Here is a 16,712-nt window from a genome sequence, read left to right as displayed (position 1 = left end):
AAATCCGATTGCAAGTAATTACTCTAATTGTTGGTTTTGCATTCTTGGCGTTAAAGATTATGATGGATATCACATTAAATGGCGGCGCTAACCATAAGGAGATGGGATGCCAAACCACAAGACCCACCATCAACTTATTCAGCATAGTCACGTATTTGAACGTTTAAATAATGCCCGAGCGGTGCTGCACAATAGCGTTAATTTAGGTGAGCAGCTGGGTTTTGCCCGTTGGTCTAACTGTGACGACCGTACCTCTTACCTAAAGCCTGAGCATCATACCTTGAGTGTTTACTTATCTGGCGGCTACCGCACTAAGCGGGTGATAGGTAAAAAACAGCTGGGTGGTGGGGCACCTGGAAAACTGTGCTTAATGCCTGCAGGGCACGAGTCTCACTGGCAAGTTGACGGCGAGCTGGGCTTTGTTCATCTGTATTTTAGTGACCTTGATCTAAGCCGCAGTGTGGAGCAAGTGTGGGATAAAGGAGCCAGCCAAATACAGCTGCAAGATAAAACCTTTATCGACGACCCCGCAGTAAACAGCCTAATTCAGCAATGGGCCTTAAACCTTAATTGGCAAGATAGCGGCGACCGGCTTGCTTTGGACCAAGTGAGCCAATTGCTGCTTGGGCATATTGTTAAACACTACGTTGATAAAGCACTGCCAAGTTTGGTCATCAAAGGCGGATTAGCGCCCTTTCAATTACAGCGCTGTAAAGACTATATAGAAGCCCACCTAGCCGAAAACATAAGCCTTAATCATCTGGCGCAGTTAGTGGATCTCAGTGACTACCATTTTGCGCGAATGTTTAAACAAACTAGCGGGCTTAGCCCACATCAATATTTAAGTACACGGCGAGTAACAAGGGCTAAGCGCTTATTGCAAAATGAAGAGTTGAGTTTGGCTGAGATTGCCTATCAAGTGGGGTTTTCTTCGCAGGCGCATTTTAGCGCCCGCTTTAAGCAGCTTACCGGCTTTAGTCCAAAGGCATATCGACTATCCAGACTTGGAAAGTAGCTAGGTTTAAATAATGACCGGAAAGTCTTGTTCAGGATGGCGTAAAATCTGTGCTTGGTAATCAAATACTTGATGAATATTTGCTTGGGTGAGTACTTTTTCTGGCTCGCCATCGGCACACATTTCACCGTGTTTTAGCAACAAAATTCGTTGGCAGTAGCGCGACGCTAAGTTGAGATCGTGCACCACACTAATTACCGTTGCCCCTTGTTGACTCAGTTTTGAAGCATGCTCCATAAGCACTTGCTGGTGGCTTAAATCTAAGGCACTGGTGGGCTCGTCGAGCAGCAATATTTGTTGCTCCACTGGAGTAGTCGCCAGCTGCGCGGTGACTCGCGCATAGTGAACTCGCTGTTTCTCGCCTCCAGAAAGCTGCGGGTAGGGCGTATCGCGGTAATGCCAAATATCCATCAGTTCTAATTGCTGCTTAACCACCACTTGCTGCTGTTGATAGCTAAGCTTGCTGTTCAGTAAACCTAGCGCCACGACTTCGCTCACGCTAAATGCAAAGCTGAGTTCAGAGCTTTGCGGTAGCACTGCCAAGTGGCGGCTTAGTTCGGGTTTGTCCCACGCTTCACGCTGCTGGCCAAGAATATTTATCTCGCCGCCGTGTTGCTTTCTATCACCACAAATCAATTTAAGTAGGGAGCTTTTACCAGCGCCGTTTGCGCCTAACAACGCCGTATGTTGGCCGGCATGAAAGTTCACCGACAAATCACTAAATAGCTGCTTTGAGCCTAAAGATAACTGAATATTACTGAGTTGAATGCTGTTTGAGTTGCTCATACTGTTTCCTAGGCTATCCGTTGGCGTTGCTGCAATAGCAAGAAGATGAAAAACGGTGCGCCAACAAGCGCGGTAACAATGCCTACTGGCAATTCGGCTGGGCTTATCACTAAGCGTGAAATCAGGTCCGCCAGTAATAGCAAGGCAGCACCCAATAAGGCGCTAAAAGGAATTAAGCGTTGATGGTTCGGCCCCATTAACATGCGTACCAAATGCGGCACCACTAAGCCAACAAAGCCGATTAAACCCGAAACAGAAACGGCTATGCCCACCCCTAAAGCAGTGAAAAAGATCAATTGGCTTTTTAACTGCTGTACTTTAATGCCTAAATGGCCTGCTTCGGCTTCACCCAGTAGTAAGGCATTCAAGGCCTTGGCTTTGCGCATAAACACCACACACAAAATAACTAGCGTGACAGTAGCCAGCGCAATGTTGCTCCAGGTTGCGCCGGCTAACGATCCCATTTGCCATAGGCTTAAATCTCGTAGCATTTGGTCGTTAGCTAAATAGCTGAGTAGGCCAATACCGGCACCGCTTAAGGCGCCAATGGCAATACCTGCCAATAACATCATCACCACCGAAGTGCCGTTAGGCGTGGTGCCTAAACGGTAAACTAATATGGTGGTCACAAAGCCGCCGATAAAGGCAAATAGGGGGATGGCTAGGGCGCTAACAAATTCAGGTAATTGCCAATCTATCAAACCAATTAACACAATGGCCACCGCCGCGCCTGCTGCGCTGCCACTTGATACCCCAATAATGCCGGGGTCAGCTAAAGGGTTGCGAAATAAGCCCTGCATTACCGCGCCACACATGGCCAATATTGCGCCAACAGCAATGCATAATAAGGTGCGCGGCAAACGAATACCGGTCACCACTAATTGGTAATGCGCAGGAGCGTCGCTAGCAAACTCAAAAGGTAATAGCGCCACTAAGGCATCGCTCACAGGTATGCTCATTGGCCCTTGGGTAACCGACAGTAAAGCTGTGGCGAGTAACAGCAATAACGCCGCGGGCATTAGCCAACCGGAAAACACCGAGCCATTGGCTGATTGTGGAGAAAACAAAGACATTAATAAAACCTATTAAAGCACCAGTAGCGGTTAAGCTGCTGGTTAAAAACACTTTTAATTCAAGCTAGCGCTTAAACGAGAAATCTAATTATTGTAAGCGCTGAGTGAGTCGCACCGCTTCATCTATGCTTGCCAAGCCTAAGCCACCCACCAAAGCATGTCCATCAATAGCAAAAATCGCTTTGTTTTTTCCGGCTGGCGTTGCGGCTAAAACGGGGAAGCTGCTTAACACACCATCTACGCCACCTAGCATCTCTAAGCTTCGTTGGCTAAATAACAGTAGCTCTGGCTGCATCGATAAAATCGCCTCATCAGACAAGGGTTTATAGCTGTTGATATGCGGCTTGGCTAAGTTTACCGCACCGGCCAGTTCCATAATGCTATTGGCGGTGGTGTCGCTGCCTGCCGCAACTAGCTTTTTGGCGTCATGGCTTAAAAAGAATAAGGTATTGGCGGCTTTAGCTGTTTGAGCTTGCTGTTCTAACTGGTTTAACTGGCTGTTGAGCTGAGCTTGTAACTCCTCACCTTGTTGTGGGTGTCCCATTAAATCCGCTAGTTGTTTAATGCGCAGTTGTAGGCTCTCAATGGTAGATTGGCTATTGAGCTTATGCACCGCAATACCGGCTTGTTGCAACTGAGCAATACTGCTATCTGGGCCCATTTCGTCACTACCAATAATGCTGTCTGGTGATAGCGCTAATAGCCCTTCGGCGCTTAATCGGCGGTGATAGCCCACTACCGGCAGCGCCATATCGCCTGGTAATTCACTGGTAGAATCTACTGCAATTAGCTGCTGCTGGGCGTTTAAGGCCATAATAATCTCAGTAATATTGGCACCAGCACTGACCACTCGCTGCAGCGGCTCTGCTTGCACGCTAGGGCTGATAAGCAAATTAAGGCCAACAAGGGCAGAAGCTAAAAACGAGGCGTGGCGCTTAATCATGATTCTTTATCCATTAAAATTTGAGTGGTCTCAATGTTCTGTTGCTGTAATAGCTCCAGCATTTTTAATAAGTGTTCTACTGGCACTTGGCGCTCGCTGGCCAAGCTAACAGTGGGTTTATCTCGGTTATTAGTTTGCAGCAGCAAGGCTGCTTCAAACTCTTTAAAGTGTTGATAGCGTTGCTCGCCTAATCCCCAAATAGGATTGCTTTGAAACAAACTTAGTTGAATGCTTGCAGGCTCGGTGGCTAGGCTTGTTTGGCCTTGCTCGGTAGCAGGTAAATCCATATCCATTTGGTAAACCCGTGAGTTGGCGGTGAGCAACAAAAACACCAATACAATAAAAATAATATCTAGCAAGGCGGTTAAGTCGGGCACCATGCTAAAGCTGTTGTGCTGTTCTTCTACGCGGATCATGCAGGTGCTTGCTCTAGCTTAGGTTCAGCCGCTGTAGGGTGAAACGCTGATAAAGTACGTGCATCATCGGCTAGGGTATTCACCCCTTCAATCATCAGGTTTGCTTGGTTAATAATGGTTTCTAGCTCATGAATAATGCGTTCTTTCCACAAACTTAAGCCGTGGGCAAAGGCTAGTGCTGGCACGGTCACTAATAAACCGGCAGCGGTGGTATACATCGCTGTTCCCAAACCTTGCGACAGCGTGGCGGGGTTAACTGCTTGCTCGCTAGTCGCCAAGGCATCAAACATTTCTATTAAACCCAGCACGGTACCTAGTAGACCAAGTAGTGGGCTAATTAAGGCCAAAATGTGTAAGGCTTTTAAGCCTCGTGCTAGCTTTTGTTGCTGTTGGCGTAACCATACGGCGGCTATTTCTTCGCGCAGGGCTTTGTTTTGATTTTTGTGCACTAGCAATAAGCAAATAGCCTTGCGGGCTAAGCTATTAGAGCTAGAGAAGCATTGTTTGTTGTCTTTTTTGCAGCTGCCTTTCTCGCTAGTTAACAAGTGTGTCGCTTGTTTTAACCAGTCTCGTTTGTGGTTACTTATGTGGGTATAAGCAAGGCTTACGATTCGCTCAATAATAATGGCGCAGGCCAGCACCGAACAAAATACAATCGGCCAGCGTAAATCGCCTAACTGCTCGGCAGTAATAATATTGCTAACAGCGCTTAGCTGATCGTTAGAGAGGTTTTGCATAGGGTTAACTCAACTTAAATCGAATAGGAATAAGGGCGCGAGAGGCCTGTGCTTGGCCGTCTACCATTAGCGCTTTAAAGCGCCACTTTTTTACTGCTTTAAGGGCGGCTTTATCTAAGCTTTTCACCCCAGAGCTGGCGTTAATTTCTCGTTTGGTTTGTTGGCCTTTAGGGTCAAGCCATACTTCAACCATTACTGTGCCTTCTAAACCGCGCTTTTTAGCGAGGCGAGGATATACCGGTGCAGTGGGCGGTTTAGCAAAGCGCGGTTGGCTGTTTAAGCGAGGCTGCTGAGCCAAACCAGAATCCACTTCAACCTTACTGTTTACTTGGCTAGCGGCGGCAGGCGCAGGGTTTAGCTTTTCAGTAACAGGCTCGAGCTTATCATCTGGCTTTGCTGCGAGCTCAAGGGGTTCTGCCAACGTCTTTTCAACTTGTTCCCGTTGCGTCGGTTGGGTAGGAGAGGGCTCTGGTTTAGGGCTTGATTTGGCAATTTGGCTTTCACGTTTACTGTCCTTGGCAACAAGAGGCGTTATTGGTTGTTTTACAGGCGCAGGCTTAAGTGGTTGGGTGTTTACGGTTTCCATTGGCGCTAAGGTAGGCTCTGGTTGTACTGCTGGCGCAGGCTCAATAGGTGCCTGTTCTGGCACTAGCTCTTCTGGCTCTGCGGCAGGCGCAGCAACAGCAGTACTAATAGCCACAATACTCAAACTTGGCGCAGCGTTTTGCCCGCCTGCACTTAAGCTTATTTCTCTAGGTTCGGGCTGCTTATAGATAAAGTAGCCATGAATAGCCGCCGAAATAAGCACGGCCAAACTAAGCTTCCCCATTTTTTGCCCTTACACGGTTAATTCTTAAAAACTGCGCTTAGAATAATGGCAAACAAAAAATAAGTAAATACAAATGATAATGATTTGCATTTGATTTGAGGGTGGGTTAAGGTAATTTCATCTTTAGTTCTTCAGCTTTACGCGGGTGAAGACGCAAGTAGTAACAGTAGATAGGAGAGTTAAATGGCATTAACGCTAGCCGAAGTAGTAGAGCAACATAGCGAAATGAGTGTGGCTCAATTGGCAGAAAAAGCGCAATGCAGTGAAGCCGAAGTGGTAGAGCAACTTCCCCAAGAATGGGCATGTTGGTTACCTAACGAACAGCTTCAATGGCTAATGTACGACTTACCCAGTTGGGGGCCATTAACCACCATTATTCAAGTGGCAGGCTCGGTATTTGAAATAAAAGATAATTTTCCAAGTGGTAAGCCTGGTCATGGCTATTACAATTTAATGGATAAACAAAGCCACCTACACGGCCACTTAAAGCTTGAAAATATTGCTAGCATTGCATTAGTGAGCAAGCCTTTGCGCGGTGTAGAAAGCTACTGTTTCCAGTTTTTTGATGATAATGGCGCCACCATATTTAAGATTTACCTAGGCCGAGATCGCAAACGCGTTTTATTGCCGCAGCAGGTAGAGCGTTTTGAATTATTGAAACAGAACATGGCACTAACGGAACTAGAGAACCAACAGTAATGATTGATAAAAAAGAACGCTTGGCATCACGCCTCGGCCCAGAAATCGCCGAATTTATTGCTAAGCAGCAGAGCATATTAATTGCGTCTATGGGTGAAGATGGTTTTCCACACAGTTCATACTCGCCGTTTATTAGCTACCAAGGTGCGTTTTACATATTGATTAGCGATATATCTAAACATGCTGATTACCTGCGCGCCCATAACAAAGCGGCAGTAATGCTTATTGCCGACGAAGCCGATACTAAGCAAATTTATGCGCGCAAACGCTTAAGTTACGACGTAATAGCTAAGCAAGTCGAAGACGAACCACGTGAGCAAGTATTGGATTTACTAGAGCAGCGCCATGGCGAAATAGTGGGTAACTTACGCCAACTCGCCGATTTTAAATTATTCGCATTAACGCCAGTAAAAGGGCGTTATGTAAAAGGATTTGGTCAAGCCTTTGATATTCAAGGTCTTGATGATGTCGATTTTGTGCACTTGAAGGAAGGGCATAAAAAGCGAGCTTAAGGGCTCGTGGGTTTACACCCGTTGGGACTTAGCTGTCCTTGTACGTAAGTACTCTCTCCACACTCAGCGCAAGCTGAAACCTTGGGTCTTATTTGACTGTAGCTGCACTAGTATTGGTGCAGCTTTTTTTATGCCTTTAGAACTGCCAAATTAATGAATCTAGGTTTACCTAGGCTAATGGCTAACTTATTTTTGGACAAAAACGTTTTAGACTATTTAAACTAATATCGGTGCTTCGGATTAGCGTAAGTATGGAAGAATTGGAATTTGCACCTGCTATTAGGTGCGCTTACTGATAAAAGAAAGAACACCAAACTGATACTAAAATTACTGAAAGCAGTATGAAACCTATTTTTAATCTATGACTATTTTAACTAACGAAAACTTCCAATAGGTGATCATAACGATCAGCAAAAGCCAAGGTACAGCAAACCAAAAATAAGATGTTGTACCCCAACCTTTTATGTAGGCATATATTACAAGACTAATACTTAAAACCAACGATATGCAGTAAATAAACCAAAGCGCAACAGTTAATGACTCGGCAAATTGCGATATCGTATACCCTCTTACAGCGGAGGCCATGAATATTAAGCCAAAGCCCAAAGCTCCACCGAAGGTAAATTGAATAAATGAAAATAATATTACAACCCAAAGAGACATTTCCCCCTCCTTCGACCTAAAAAGTAGCTTGCGAGTAGTACAAAACTACTCGGTTATCTGTATCAAGCTTGTACTGGGACATAGGCTATGTGACTAGCAATATTGGTATCACGAGTCATACCATTGCCAGAAAATATCTCCCACGCAGTAATATCTTTAGCAATTTGATGCCTGTCGCTCAATAATTTAGCTATATCAGCATCACTTTTTTGATACTGATAAAATGCAGAAATCATCTGAAATCTGATTTATCTAGACTTTTAGTAAGGAGTCATTAATGGGAATTAATATACTTTTAACTTGGTTGTCTGTGATTTGAAAGGCTTGAGGTCTACTGCTCATGATATGGCTAGTTCTCGATTTATTATAAATCTTAAAACCTTTTTCAGCGAAAGCCCCTGCATTCATGCTACGACACAATACAATGTTTTCATTATCAAACGAGCTTTGAGTGGTGTGCTGTGTTTTTGGTATATTTTCATTCCAAAAATCAGAGGTGATAGATTGAATTATCCACGGTAGCGCTGATAACGGTATCTCAGTTTGGTTCTCTGTGTCATTGTTAATTCCTCGACTAACTCTGTAAACTATTAAATAGCCTTTTGCCTTATAGTAAACAACTTCATCTTTACCTTCATTGCTAGAGACTCTAGATAGCTCTTCAAAAGACTGAGAATAAGCATTGGATCCAGCTAGATCAAATTTCATGGTAATCTCTTTAGTTTAGTTTTATTTTTTCTATTTTCCCTTCGGAAACTAGGGATTCAATAGAGTCAGGGTTGTTTTGTATATCAAGCATTTCAAGCGCACCAGCGTTGGGGCTTGAGCTCATTTCTGTATACCCTTTTCCTGTAAATATTTCCCAAGCGCCTATTTCTGATAATACTTCTTGCCTATTGATAAAGTCTTGTGCATCTTGAGGGTCCTCAAAATATTTACAGGCAAAAGCTTCGGCTTCATCTGACTCAAAACTTTTAGACCAGTGCTTTCCTTCCGCATTTAGTGAAGAATTAAACTCGTTCCAGTGACCTCTAAATTTTTTGGAGTATTCGGGGGTCATTATACGGTCTATTTGCCCTTGGGGTATTTGGCCCAAGAAATCTTTTCCTAGCTTTTCTTTCATATTATCAAAGGTTGGTACGAAAGCATCAGTAGGCATTGCTTGGGTATCAATTACATACATTACATATTTCTCATTTGGATCAAAATTTGTTCCAAATACGTCCGCTATTACAGCTGGGTCAGTATCAGCTTTTTCAACTTGATCGAAGGAGCTCATCCATAGAGGATGTCTGCCGGAATCTCGCTTGTGTCCAATAGGGTCGGCTTCGCTGCTTGGTGCATTAGAAAAACGCACTAAGAACCGATCTTTTGGTATCTCTCCTAAAGCAGCCATAGTTTTAATCTCAGCGTCTGAGTACCTTGGTTGATACCCATTCTTTTCAAGCTCTCTTCCTGCGTCTTTTAATCGATTTACAGCATCACTTAATGACTTTGGTGGTACCCCCTTAAGTGGATCAACAAGAGCCTCGATGTCCTTAGTAAACTGATTATTTTTAGGCACTTCTGCACCCGTAGGTTTATCTATTTGTTGTTCTACTGTACCGCCTTGACCTAACGGTTCTGGAGTGGGAGCTTTTCGAGCAACTACCTTTGTAGGCAAGGTGGCAACAGGCATGCCTCCTTCCATATTAGAAGGCGGTGGCGGCGTAAAGTTTGAACCTTTAAGTACCTTAACTTCACCGTTCACAATGCCATTGCTTAGCCAGTCAATTTTTTGCTGCAAGCTTTTGTGGCTGGCCATGTAATCGCCAGACACCTGAAAGTACAGTTTATTTAAATCAAATTGACAGCCCCACATAGGGCTATGGTTTTGCAGTAAGGACTGCGCCCAATAAATATCGATGCTGTGATTGACGAGTTCACCTAGGTTTTCCATTTGACTTACATGCCTTGGCAAAAACATATAGGACTGGCCAAAAGCGTCAACTAACAGGGTTTGATTAAACTTAGATTGCTCGAAGGGGTTAGCGTTTGGATGCATTAGTGCCTCTCAAACACGCTATCGATTTACTGACTTAAACATGCGATTCCTTGCTTGCTTATTTGATAAAGATTGACTTAAGAGTCAATAAGGCCGTGATGCTATCAGGCTAGTAATAAGGGAGTCAATATAGATGTTGAAATACGTATTAAGCTTATCGCCAGATATGAGAAAAATTTGCTGCAAATACGAAGATTTAGTTTGAGCTATTTTAGGCTTGAAACTCGTAATGGGGCAAAAACACTTAGTCATTGGAGATTGACCTTTGCACTGCCTCTGTTGGAAGCAACGGATTATTCTAAGCACGTTTTGAAGATAATGCTTTGTGAGCTAATCAAACGGAAACTTGGCTGAAAGTAAAGCAGGCTTTGTTTTTAAGCTATCATGCCAATGAACATAAATAGGTAAGCCCATTTAAGGAATCAAGATGATCTTTTCAACAACAGACAGCATAGCCGGTAAACCTACCCGCGAAGTATTGGGCGTAGTCACCGGCAGTGTGGTGCAGTCTAAACATATTGGTCGCGACATAATGGCGGGATTTAAAAGCATTGTAGGCGGCGAAATTCGTGGCTATACCGAGATGCTGAGTGAAGCACGAGACGTGGCGATTCAACGGATGGTTGAAAGTGCTAAAGAGAAAGGTGCTGATGCGGTGGTGGGTATTCGTTTTACCACCAGTGCCATTATGGATGGGTCTTCTGAAATTATGGTGTTTGGTACAGCGGTTAAGCTAGCGGTGTAAGCCCTGCTGGCCGAGCGTACTCGGCCAGAACAATTTTCTTATGAGTTAAATACCACGGTTTTAGGGGGTAGGGTTAACTGCTCTTTACGGGTGAATACCGCCAGCAATACTGGGATTATCACCAAGGTGACGCCAGTAGCAAACAGCTCGCCAAAGACTAAAGATACCGCAGCAGGCTTTAAGTATTGCGCCTGTTCTGAGCTTTCTAGTAGCAAAGGTAACAAACCACATACGGTGGTGATAGTGGTAAGGAAAATAGCCCTTAAGCGGCTGGTGCCAGCTTCTACTAAGGCTTGTTTAAGTGGCATACCCCCTCGATAAAACTGGTTGAAGCGCGTGATTAATACCAAGGAGTCATTAACCACAATGCCGGTCATGGCCATCATGCCAAACATCGACAAAATGCTAAGTGGCAGGTTCATCATGCCATGGCCAAATATAGCGCCAGCAAACCCAAAGGGGATCACCATCATTATTATTAATGGTTGCCAGTAGGATTTAAGCGGCACCGCGAGCAATACGTATATTGCCAGCAAGGTCATTATCATCGCTTCTTTAAAGCCGGCTTGTGCTTCACCGAGTTCTTCAAATTCTCCGCTGGGTTTAATTTTTACACCGAGAAAACGCTGTTCTATTTCGCTAAAACTGGGCGCTATTTTAGCTAGCACTTCTTCGGGTGATTGAACACTGCGGTCTTGTCGCCAGCGTAAATTAACCACTTGTTCGCGGTTAAGTCGGTATAAGCTGTCGGGTTGTTGTTGATAATGAAAGCTAGCCACATCGGCCAGCATCACTGACTCGCCACTGTCTAAAAATATGTTGGTTTGCAGCAATTGTTGCGGGGTGGTTTTGTGTGCTTCGCCATAGCGCACTACTACTTTGGTTTCTTGGCCTTGTTGTAATAAACGGTGGATTTCTCGTTCGCCAAAAGCACCTCCGGCAAACAAAGCCAACTTGCGTTGGGTTAAGCCTAGTTGATGACCAAACTCGTTGAGTTCTATACGTAATTGTTGCCCGCCGCCTCGGCCATCGTCGTAGATATCTTGCACCCCAGCTATGCTATTGAGTTCTTCTCGCAAGGCCTTGCTGGCCATAATGGCGAGCTCGCGATCGCTTGAGCTAATGGCCAGATATACTCCGCCTGCAGGTTCATCGCCCGCGCTAAATTCGGTGGCGTAAGCGCCTTCTATCTCGCCACTAAGTTTGCGCCAGCGCTTAAGTAATTCATTATTAGGCAGCTGGGTAAGGGCTTGTTGGCTTATCTGTATGGTGGCTTCTATTGCGCCGTAACCGTCTGACCAAATGAGCAAATTTTGTATTGGCGCTTGGCTAAGTTGATAGTCATCTTGCAGTTGTTGATTAAGTCTTAAACCTGTTTGCTCTAACTGGGTTAAGGCTTTTTGCTGTAAGGGCAGGGGAGCGCCGTCTTCTAAGCTTACATTCGCGCTAATATAGCGGCCAGGAATATCGGGAAACGCTGAGCTACGAATGACCCCGGTAGACCAAAATCCATAGGCTAAAATCACTAACGACAAAAAGCCGATGAGGGTGGCGGTTTTATGGTTAATGGCACTACGCAGTACGGGGGCGTAAAGCTTAGCATTAAAGGTAGTTAAACTTGCCTGCGCGGCGTGTTGTAGCTTTGCAAACCAAGAGGTTTTAGTGTTTTTGGGGGCACTGCTTGGGTAGCGAATAGCCGCCAAATGAGCGGGCAAAATCAGCTTGCTTTCGATCAGTGAAAACATTAGCGCAAAAATCACCACCGCAGAGAAGCTGGCGAGCAATTTAGCCAGCTCGTTATCTATCCATAACATTGGCGAAAATGCCGCCATGGTGGTGAGTGCGCCAAATACGGTGGCTACTGATACCGACTCTAATCCTCGCCACGCCGCTTTTAGCGGGTTGTTGAGCTTGTCTCGTTGCTGGTGAATGCTTTCGCCTACTACTACCGCGTCGTCCACTAAAATGCCTAAGACTAAAATAATGCCAAATAAGGTGATGTCGTTAATGCTGTAGTTCATCACTCCCATAGCGGCGAAGGTGCCGAGCAGCGCAACGGGTATGCCTACCGCTACCCAAAAGGCGACTTTTAGCTCTAAAAATATGCCCAGCAATACCAGTACTATTAGCAAACCTTGCCAAGCATTGAGGCTTAACCGACCTAGCTGGTCTTCAATATAGGGCGCCATATCGGCCATGGTAGACAGCGATATATCGCTGGGCAGTATGGCTTGCTGCTCGGCCAATACCTCGCCAATTGCTTCACTAACTGCTAATAAATTGTCTTGCTGGCTAGTGCTTACTAACAGCGCAATAGCCGTTTCTCCATTGTTGCGAACAATAGATCCGCTAGATTCATAGTCTCGATAAATATTGGCTACGTCGGCTAAGTTTACGCTGCCCTGCGGCGTAGACAGTATTTCTAGCCGCTTTAGCTGACTGACGTTTTCGGCATATCCGTCGCCACGTAAGGTAATACGACCCGCGGCGCTTTTTAGCTCGCCGCTGCGGGTTTCAATAGACATTGCTTCGATGCGGTTCGACAGTGCTTCAATGCTTAAACCATAGTTTTTAAGTTGGCTTAATTTGGGCTCAATCACCAGTAAAGGTGTACGGCTGCCCCAGTTGCTCACCTTGGCAATGTTAGGGTGTTTTTTTAGGGCTAATTCAACCTGGCGAGCAATAGGCTGTAATTGCTTATCTGGCCGAGGCCCAGAAATAATGATGAACGAGGCTAAGTTGGTAAATTCGTCGCGATTGATTTGTGGGCGTTCGGCTTGTACAGGAAAGTTAGCAATTGCGTTCACTCGATTACGTACATCTTCAACTAAGCGGTTTAGATCGGTTTCCGAGGTTTTACGAATACGTACTTGAGATACGCCCGCCGACGATTCGCTAACGATTTGTTTAATGCCGCTTAAATCGCTAACTGCTTGTTCTATTCGCTGGGTGACGCTTTGATCAATTTGCTGAGCGGTGCCACCGGGGTAAACCACGGTAACCGCTAAACTCGAAGGGGCAATTTGCGGGAAGGACTCCACCCGTAAGTGTTTTAGTGATAACAGCCCACCTACCACAATTGCCAGCATCAACAAATTGGCGGCAACGGGGTTATGTAAAAACCAACGACTAAGCCATCTCATTGCGCTACCTCCTGCTCAAATTGCGGGGTAACCCGTAAGCCTTGCAGCATGGATTGCAATGGAAACAACGCAATGACCCGCGCCTGTTTGGGCTGCTGAGTAAACTGCAGCCATACTTGGTTGCCGTTCTCATTCACAATGTTTACTTGCTCTAGCGCGAGTTCGTTATCGGCATTAATACTCCATACTTGGCCATCTTTAGTAAGGGCGCTAATGGGCAGTTTCACTACGTTCGCTTGAGCCGATAAGGTGACTTCTATATTCACTTGTTGCTCGGGCAATAAACGTGGTGGATGTTGATAGGGGTTCGCCACACTGAGTACCACTTGGCGCTGGCGAGTAACGGGATCTACCTGCGGTGCAATATAACGCACCGTGGCCGGCCAGCGCTGATTTTGCCGATCTACCACGGTTATTTGCGGCGCGCTTAAACTGGCTTGCAAGCGGCGCCAGTGTAAATCTGACACTGGCAGCTTTATGTCTATGCTTTCGCTGGACGCGAGATCAAACAGTAACTCTCCTTGCTCAATATGCTGATTAGGACTGACGTAAGAATGCATAATAATGGCGTTAAATGGCGCGTTTACTTGGCTATCACGTAAACGTTGTTGAGTACTTTTGTAGGCTAATTGGGCTCGCGCTAACTCGGCCTTAGCGGCGGCCAGTTGTGGTTCTTTGCGCGCAAAAGCTGAGCGGTTATTTTTATCGAGCATGTTCACGGCCACGGTTTGCTCGTGTTTTTGTTGCAGATAGTTAAGTTCGGCCTGCTTTATTTGGCTGTTAGCACTGCTTAACTCTGATTGTAAGTGAATCGGATCTAGCTTGAGCAGCTCTTGCTGGCTAACCACTAAACTGCCAGGTTGAATACGCTTATCTAAGCTCACTATTTGGCCACGAGTTTGCGCTTTAAGCTGGCTAAACCAACGCGCTTGGCTAATCCCGGTAAACACTAAAGTGGGCGAATACTCTTCAGGCGTAACCTTAAGCGCACTTAGCTGCAAATATTGGGCGGGCTTTTCAACATCGGGCACCGCTTCTGGCTCCATCAATACAACGGTGGTTAACGACAGTAGCAATAAGGCTAGCGCTATTAAAATGGGTTTAGCAGCCGATGTTTTCATGGGGTGTCCTTGGCAATAACAGTAAATTTAAAAAGCGAGTGAGGTAACAGATGCAGCCATTATATTGCTGAGAGGCTGTTCAAAAATGTCGCAACTTAGCTGAGGTTTTGTCTTGGCTAAGCTGACAAGTACTGACATAAAGGAGTATGGTGCAGTACAAAGTGGTTTGAATGAGTTGATCAAGCTGCTTATCGCTTAAGACTATGTTAATGCTATATAAAATTAAGGAAAACACAGTGGATGTGACAAGTGCGCTTGGTTGTGTGCTTACTTCAACACTGGGTGAGCTAGAAATAGTGAAGTTTCTTGGTAAGGGGAAGTCTGGCTATTCTTATCTTGCTCAAGGTGTTGAGCAGCAATACGTGGTAAAACTTATGCACAGTGAACCATGTGCCTATTATTCATTTGGTGATGCCAATAAGGTTGAGCTTGAAGTGGCCGCCTACCAAAAACTGGCGAGTGCGGGCATTGCCATTCCTAAGCTTCTTGACGTGAACCTTGAAGGCAATTACTTGGTTAAAGACTACATTGATGGCGATCTTGTCACCGATTTAGTGATTAACGATGCTTTACCAACACGATGTGTAGAGCAGGTGTGCGATATGTTTAAAGCCCTAAAGCCACAGGCATTAAACATCGACTATTTCCCCGATAACTTTGTAATGAGCGATGGCACGCTTTATTACGTAGATTACGAACACAACCCTTATGAAGAACAGTGGGATTTAGTTAACTGGGGTTTGTATTACTGGGCAAACCCAAAAGGGATGAAGGCATTTAAAGACACTAAAGATTCGAGCCATATTAATGTGAGTGCCGATTCAGGCCAGCCACTAAAACAAGGATTTACGACCAAGGTAACTACTTGGGTTGATGCTTATTGTTAGGGGCTTAAATAGAGCCTAAATGTTTAGTGAATAAGGGCGATAGCGATAAGCCGCTTAGGTTAAAAATGATGTTTGGGTTTAAGCACTAACTCGCTATGCTTTGTTACACTTGAACCCTTAGCTTTACTAAGGAAAACTAATGTCGATTACTCACCAGCTTTCTTTATTTGTAGATGTGGTGCAGCAGGGCTCTTTTGCTAAGGCTGCCGCATTGCATGATATGGATAACTCGTTGTTGTCGAAGCAGATTAAGCGGCTAGAAACTGAATTAGGTGTACAGCTATTAAACCGTTCTACTCGCTCTTTTTCTCTTACTTCGGCGGGTGAAGAGATTCTTGAAAAAGCCCACTTGATGATAGATACCTTGAGTGATATTCAAAATATTGCGGATTCATACCAATCCCAACCGAAAGGGATTTTGCGGATAGCTGGGCCAATATTTTTTGGCCAGCAGTACTTGCAGCCCGTAGTCTCGCGTTTTATGAAGCAGTATCCCGAGGTAAAAATAAGCCTATCTTTGGAAGACCGCCGTTCAGATATTATTGCTGATCACTTTGATGTGGCATTTCGAATCGGTAAGTTGAGTTCCTCTAACTTAATTGCCAAAAAAATCGCCAGCACCCATTTTGCTATTGTGGCTTCGCAAGGGTTTATTGAGCAATATGGTTGCCCAGAAACACCTGAGCAATTAGTGGCGTTACCCGCCGTAATTTATAGCAATGGCGAAAGAAGCTTAGATCAGTTTAGAGTGAGTGAAGTGCCTCATGGCGAACAGTTTAAGTCTTACCGTATGCGCGGTAATTACAAAGTGAGTGATGTTCGAACCATGATTGATGCGGTGCGCGATGGCTTAGGTTATTCGGTGATAGATTTGTTTAATTTAGAAAGCCCCATTGCGCAGCTTAAGTTACAGCCTTTGCTCACGAACTATAAAATATCCACCATGGATACCGGCATTTATGCGGTCTATCCGCACCGTAAGCAAACTTTGCTGGTTCGCGAGTTTATTAGTGCGGTACAACAGTACATTGGTACGCCGCCATTTTGGGTAGACCACTTGCCAAATTACAAGTCACTTTACCAATAAAAGCAAAGTAAC

General features: G+C 45.1%; 18 protein-coding genes. 6 read left to right on the top strand and 12 right to left on the bottom strand.

Features of this window, described 5'->3' with window-relative positions; all coding sequences use genetic code 11:
- The first annotated feature begins 106 nt into the window (after window positions 1–106).
- A complete protein-coding gene (locus FFR00_RS03110; protein WP_137671890.1) occupies window positions 107–1,015 on the top strand; it encodes a helix-turn-helix domain-containing protein in 909 nt (302 codons plus the stop codon).
- 6 nt (window positions 1,016–1,021) lie between these two features.
- Here the strand turns inward: FFR00_RS03110 and FFR00_RS03105 are convergent, their stop codons facing one another.
- The 6 genes from FFR00_RS03105 to FFR00_RS03080 form a co-directional block, all read right to left on the bottom strand.
- Window positions 1,022–1,801 carry a heme ABC transporter ATP-binding protein gene (locus FFR00_RS03105; protein WP_137671889.1) on the bottom strand — a complete coding sequence of 260 codons (780 nt, stop codon included), beginning with the start codon at window positions 1,799–1,801 and terminating at the stop codon, window positions 1,022–1,024.
- Between the two features lie 8 nt (window positions 1,802–1,809).
- The gene (locus tag FFR00_RS03100; RefSeq protein ID WP_137671888.1) at window positions 1,810–2,874 is read right to left on the bottom strand and encodes an iron ABC transporter permease; all 1,065 of its coding nucleotides are present in this window, start codon (window positions 2,872–2,874) and stop codon (window positions 1,810–1,812) included.
- A gap of 88 nt (window positions 2,875–2,962) precedes the next feature.
- Complete coding sequence (locus FFR00_RS03095; protein ID WP_137671887.1) at window positions 2,963–3,817, bottom strand: hemin ABC transporter substrate-binding protein; 855 nt, start codon at window positions 3,815–3,817, stop codon at window positions 2,963–2,965.
- Window positions 3,814–4,233: a biopolymer transporter ExbD gene (locus FFR00_RS03090; protein ID WP_137671886.1), complete on the bottom strand. Its 420-nt coding sequence runs from the start codon at window positions 4,231–4,233 to the stop codon at window positions 3,814–3,816. Before FFR00_RS03090 ends, FFR00_RS03095 begins: the two co-directional genes overlap by 4 nt.
- Window positions 4,230–4,970, bottom strand: coding sequence for a MotA/TolQ/ExbB proton channel family protein (locus FFR00_RS03085; protein WP_137671885.1), 741 nt, complete (start codon window positions 4,968–4,970; stop codon window positions 4,230–4,232). Before FFR00_RS03085 ends, FFR00_RS03090 begins: the two co-directional genes overlap by 4 nt.
- Before the next feature lie 4 nt (window positions 4,971–4,974).
- Window positions 4,975–5,799 (bottom strand): energy transducer TonB, encoded by an 825-nt coding sequence (locus tag FFR00_RS03080; protein ID WP_201798674.1) that lies wholly within the window; start codon window positions 5,797–5,799, stop codon window positions 4,975–4,977.
- A 183-nt stretch (window positions 5,800–5,982) separates the two neighbouring features.
- Between FFR00_RS03080 and hutX the strand changes: the two genes are divergently transcribed.
- Both hutX and FFR00_RS03070 read left to right on the top strand, forming a co-directional pair.
- Window positions 5,983–6,498, top strand: coding sequence for a heme utilization cystosolic carrier protein HutX (gene hutX, locus FFR00_RS03075; protein WP_137671884.1), 516 nt, complete (start codon window positions 5,983–5,985; stop codon window positions 6,496–6,498).
- Window positions 6,498–7,010 carry a pyridoxamine 5'-phosphate oxidase family protein gene (locus FFR00_RS03070; protein ID WP_137671883.1) on the top strand — a complete coding sequence of 171 codons (513 nt, stop codon included), beginning with the start codon at window positions 6,498–6,500 and terminating at the stop codon, window positions 7,008–7,010. The genes hutX and FFR00_RS03070 overlap by 1 nt, the downstream gene beginning before the upstream one ends.
- 354 nt (window positions 7,011–7,364) lie before the next feature.
- Here FFR00_RS03070 and FFR00_RS03065 read toward each other — a convergent pair whose 3' ends face one another.
- The 4 genes from FFR00_RS03065 to FFR00_RS03055 form a co-directional block, all read right to left on the bottom strand.
- Window positions 7,365–7,673, bottom strand: a complete 309-nt coding sequence (locus FFR00_RS03065; RefSeq protein WP_137671882.1) for a hypothetical protein — start codon at window positions 7,671–7,673, stop codon at window positions 7,365–7,367.
- 62 nt (window positions 7,674–7,735) lie between these two features.
- Window positions 7,736–7,909, bottom strand: coding sequence for a hypothetical protein (locus FFR00_RS21605; RefSeq protein WP_154675867.1), 174 nt, complete (start codon window positions 7,907–7,909; stop codon window positions 7,736–7,738).
- A gap of 16 nt (window positions 7,910–7,925) precedes the next feature.
- The gene (locus tag FFR00_RS03060; RefSeq protein ID WP_137671881.1) at window positions 7,926–8,381 is read right to left on the bottom strand and encodes a hypothetical protein; all 456 of its coding nucleotides are present in this window, start codon (window positions 8,379–8,381) and stop codon (window positions 7,926–7,928) included.
- Window positions 8,382–8,391: 10 nt separating this feature from the next.
- Window positions 8,392–9,717, bottom strand: coding sequence for a hypothetical protein (locus FFR00_RS03055; protein ID WP_137671880.1), 1,326 nt, complete (start codon window positions 9,715–9,717; stop codon window positions 8,392–8,394).
- Between the two features lie 427 nt (window positions 9,718–10,144).
- Between FFR00_RS03055 and FFR00_RS03050 the strand changes: the two genes are divergently transcribed.
- Complete coding sequence (locus FFR00_RS03050) at window positions 10,145–10,462, top strand: heavy metal-binding domain-containing protein (RefSeq protein ID WP_137671879.1); 318 nt, start codon at window positions 10,145–10,147, stop codon at window positions 10,460–10,462.
- Window positions 10,463–10,500: 38 nt separating this feature from the next.
- On the opposite strand, the gene FFR00_RS03045 is transcribed toward FFR00_RS03050, so the two are convergent.
- Together FFR00_RS03045 and FFR00_RS03040 are read right to left on the bottom strand one after the other, a co-directional pair.
- Window positions 10,501–13,605 carry an efflux RND transporter permease subunit gene (locus tag FFR00_RS03045; RefSeq protein ID WP_137671878.1) on the bottom strand — a complete coding sequence of 1,035 codons (3,105 nt, stop codon included), beginning with the start codon at window positions 13,603–13,605 and terminating at the stop codon, window positions 10,501–10,503.
- Window positions 13,602–14,726 carry an efflux RND transporter periplasmic adaptor subunit gene (locus FFR00_RS03040; protein ID WP_137671877.1) on the bottom strand — a complete coding sequence of 375 codons (1,125 nt, stop codon included), beginning with the start codon at window positions 14,724–14,726 and terminating at the stop codon, window positions 13,602–13,604. Before FFR00_RS03040 ends, FFR00_RS03045 begins: the two co-directional genes overlap by 4 nt.
- Window positions 14,727–14,962: 236 nt before the next feature.
- On the opposite strand from FFR00_RS03040, the gene FFR00_RS03035 reads away from it, so the two are divergent.
- On the top strand, window positions 14,963–15,613 hold the full coding sequence (locus FFR00_RS03035) for a hypothetical protein (RefSeq protein ID WP_137671876.1): 651 nt from the start codon (window positions 14,963–14,965) through the stop codon (window positions 15,611–15,613).
- A gap of 139 nt (window positions 15,614–15,752) precedes the next feature.
- Window positions 15,753–16,700 carry a LysR family transcriptional regulator gene (locus FFR00_RS03030; RefSeq protein ID WP_137671875.1) on the top strand — a complete coding sequence of 316 codons (948 nt, stop codon included), beginning with the start codon at window positions 15,753–15,755 and terminating at the stop codon, window positions 16,698–16,700.
- Window positions 16,701–16,712: the final 12 nt, after the last annotated feature.

Origin of the sequence: Agarivorans sp. Toyoura001, assembly GCF_005405585.1 — a bacterium.
Lineage (GTDB): Bacteria > Pseudomonadota > Gammaproteobacteria > Enterobacterales > Celerinatantimonadaceae > Agarivorans.
The sequence above is the reverse complement of the archived record's forward strand: the minus strand, read 5'-3'. Positions and strand labels throughout refer to the sequence as shown.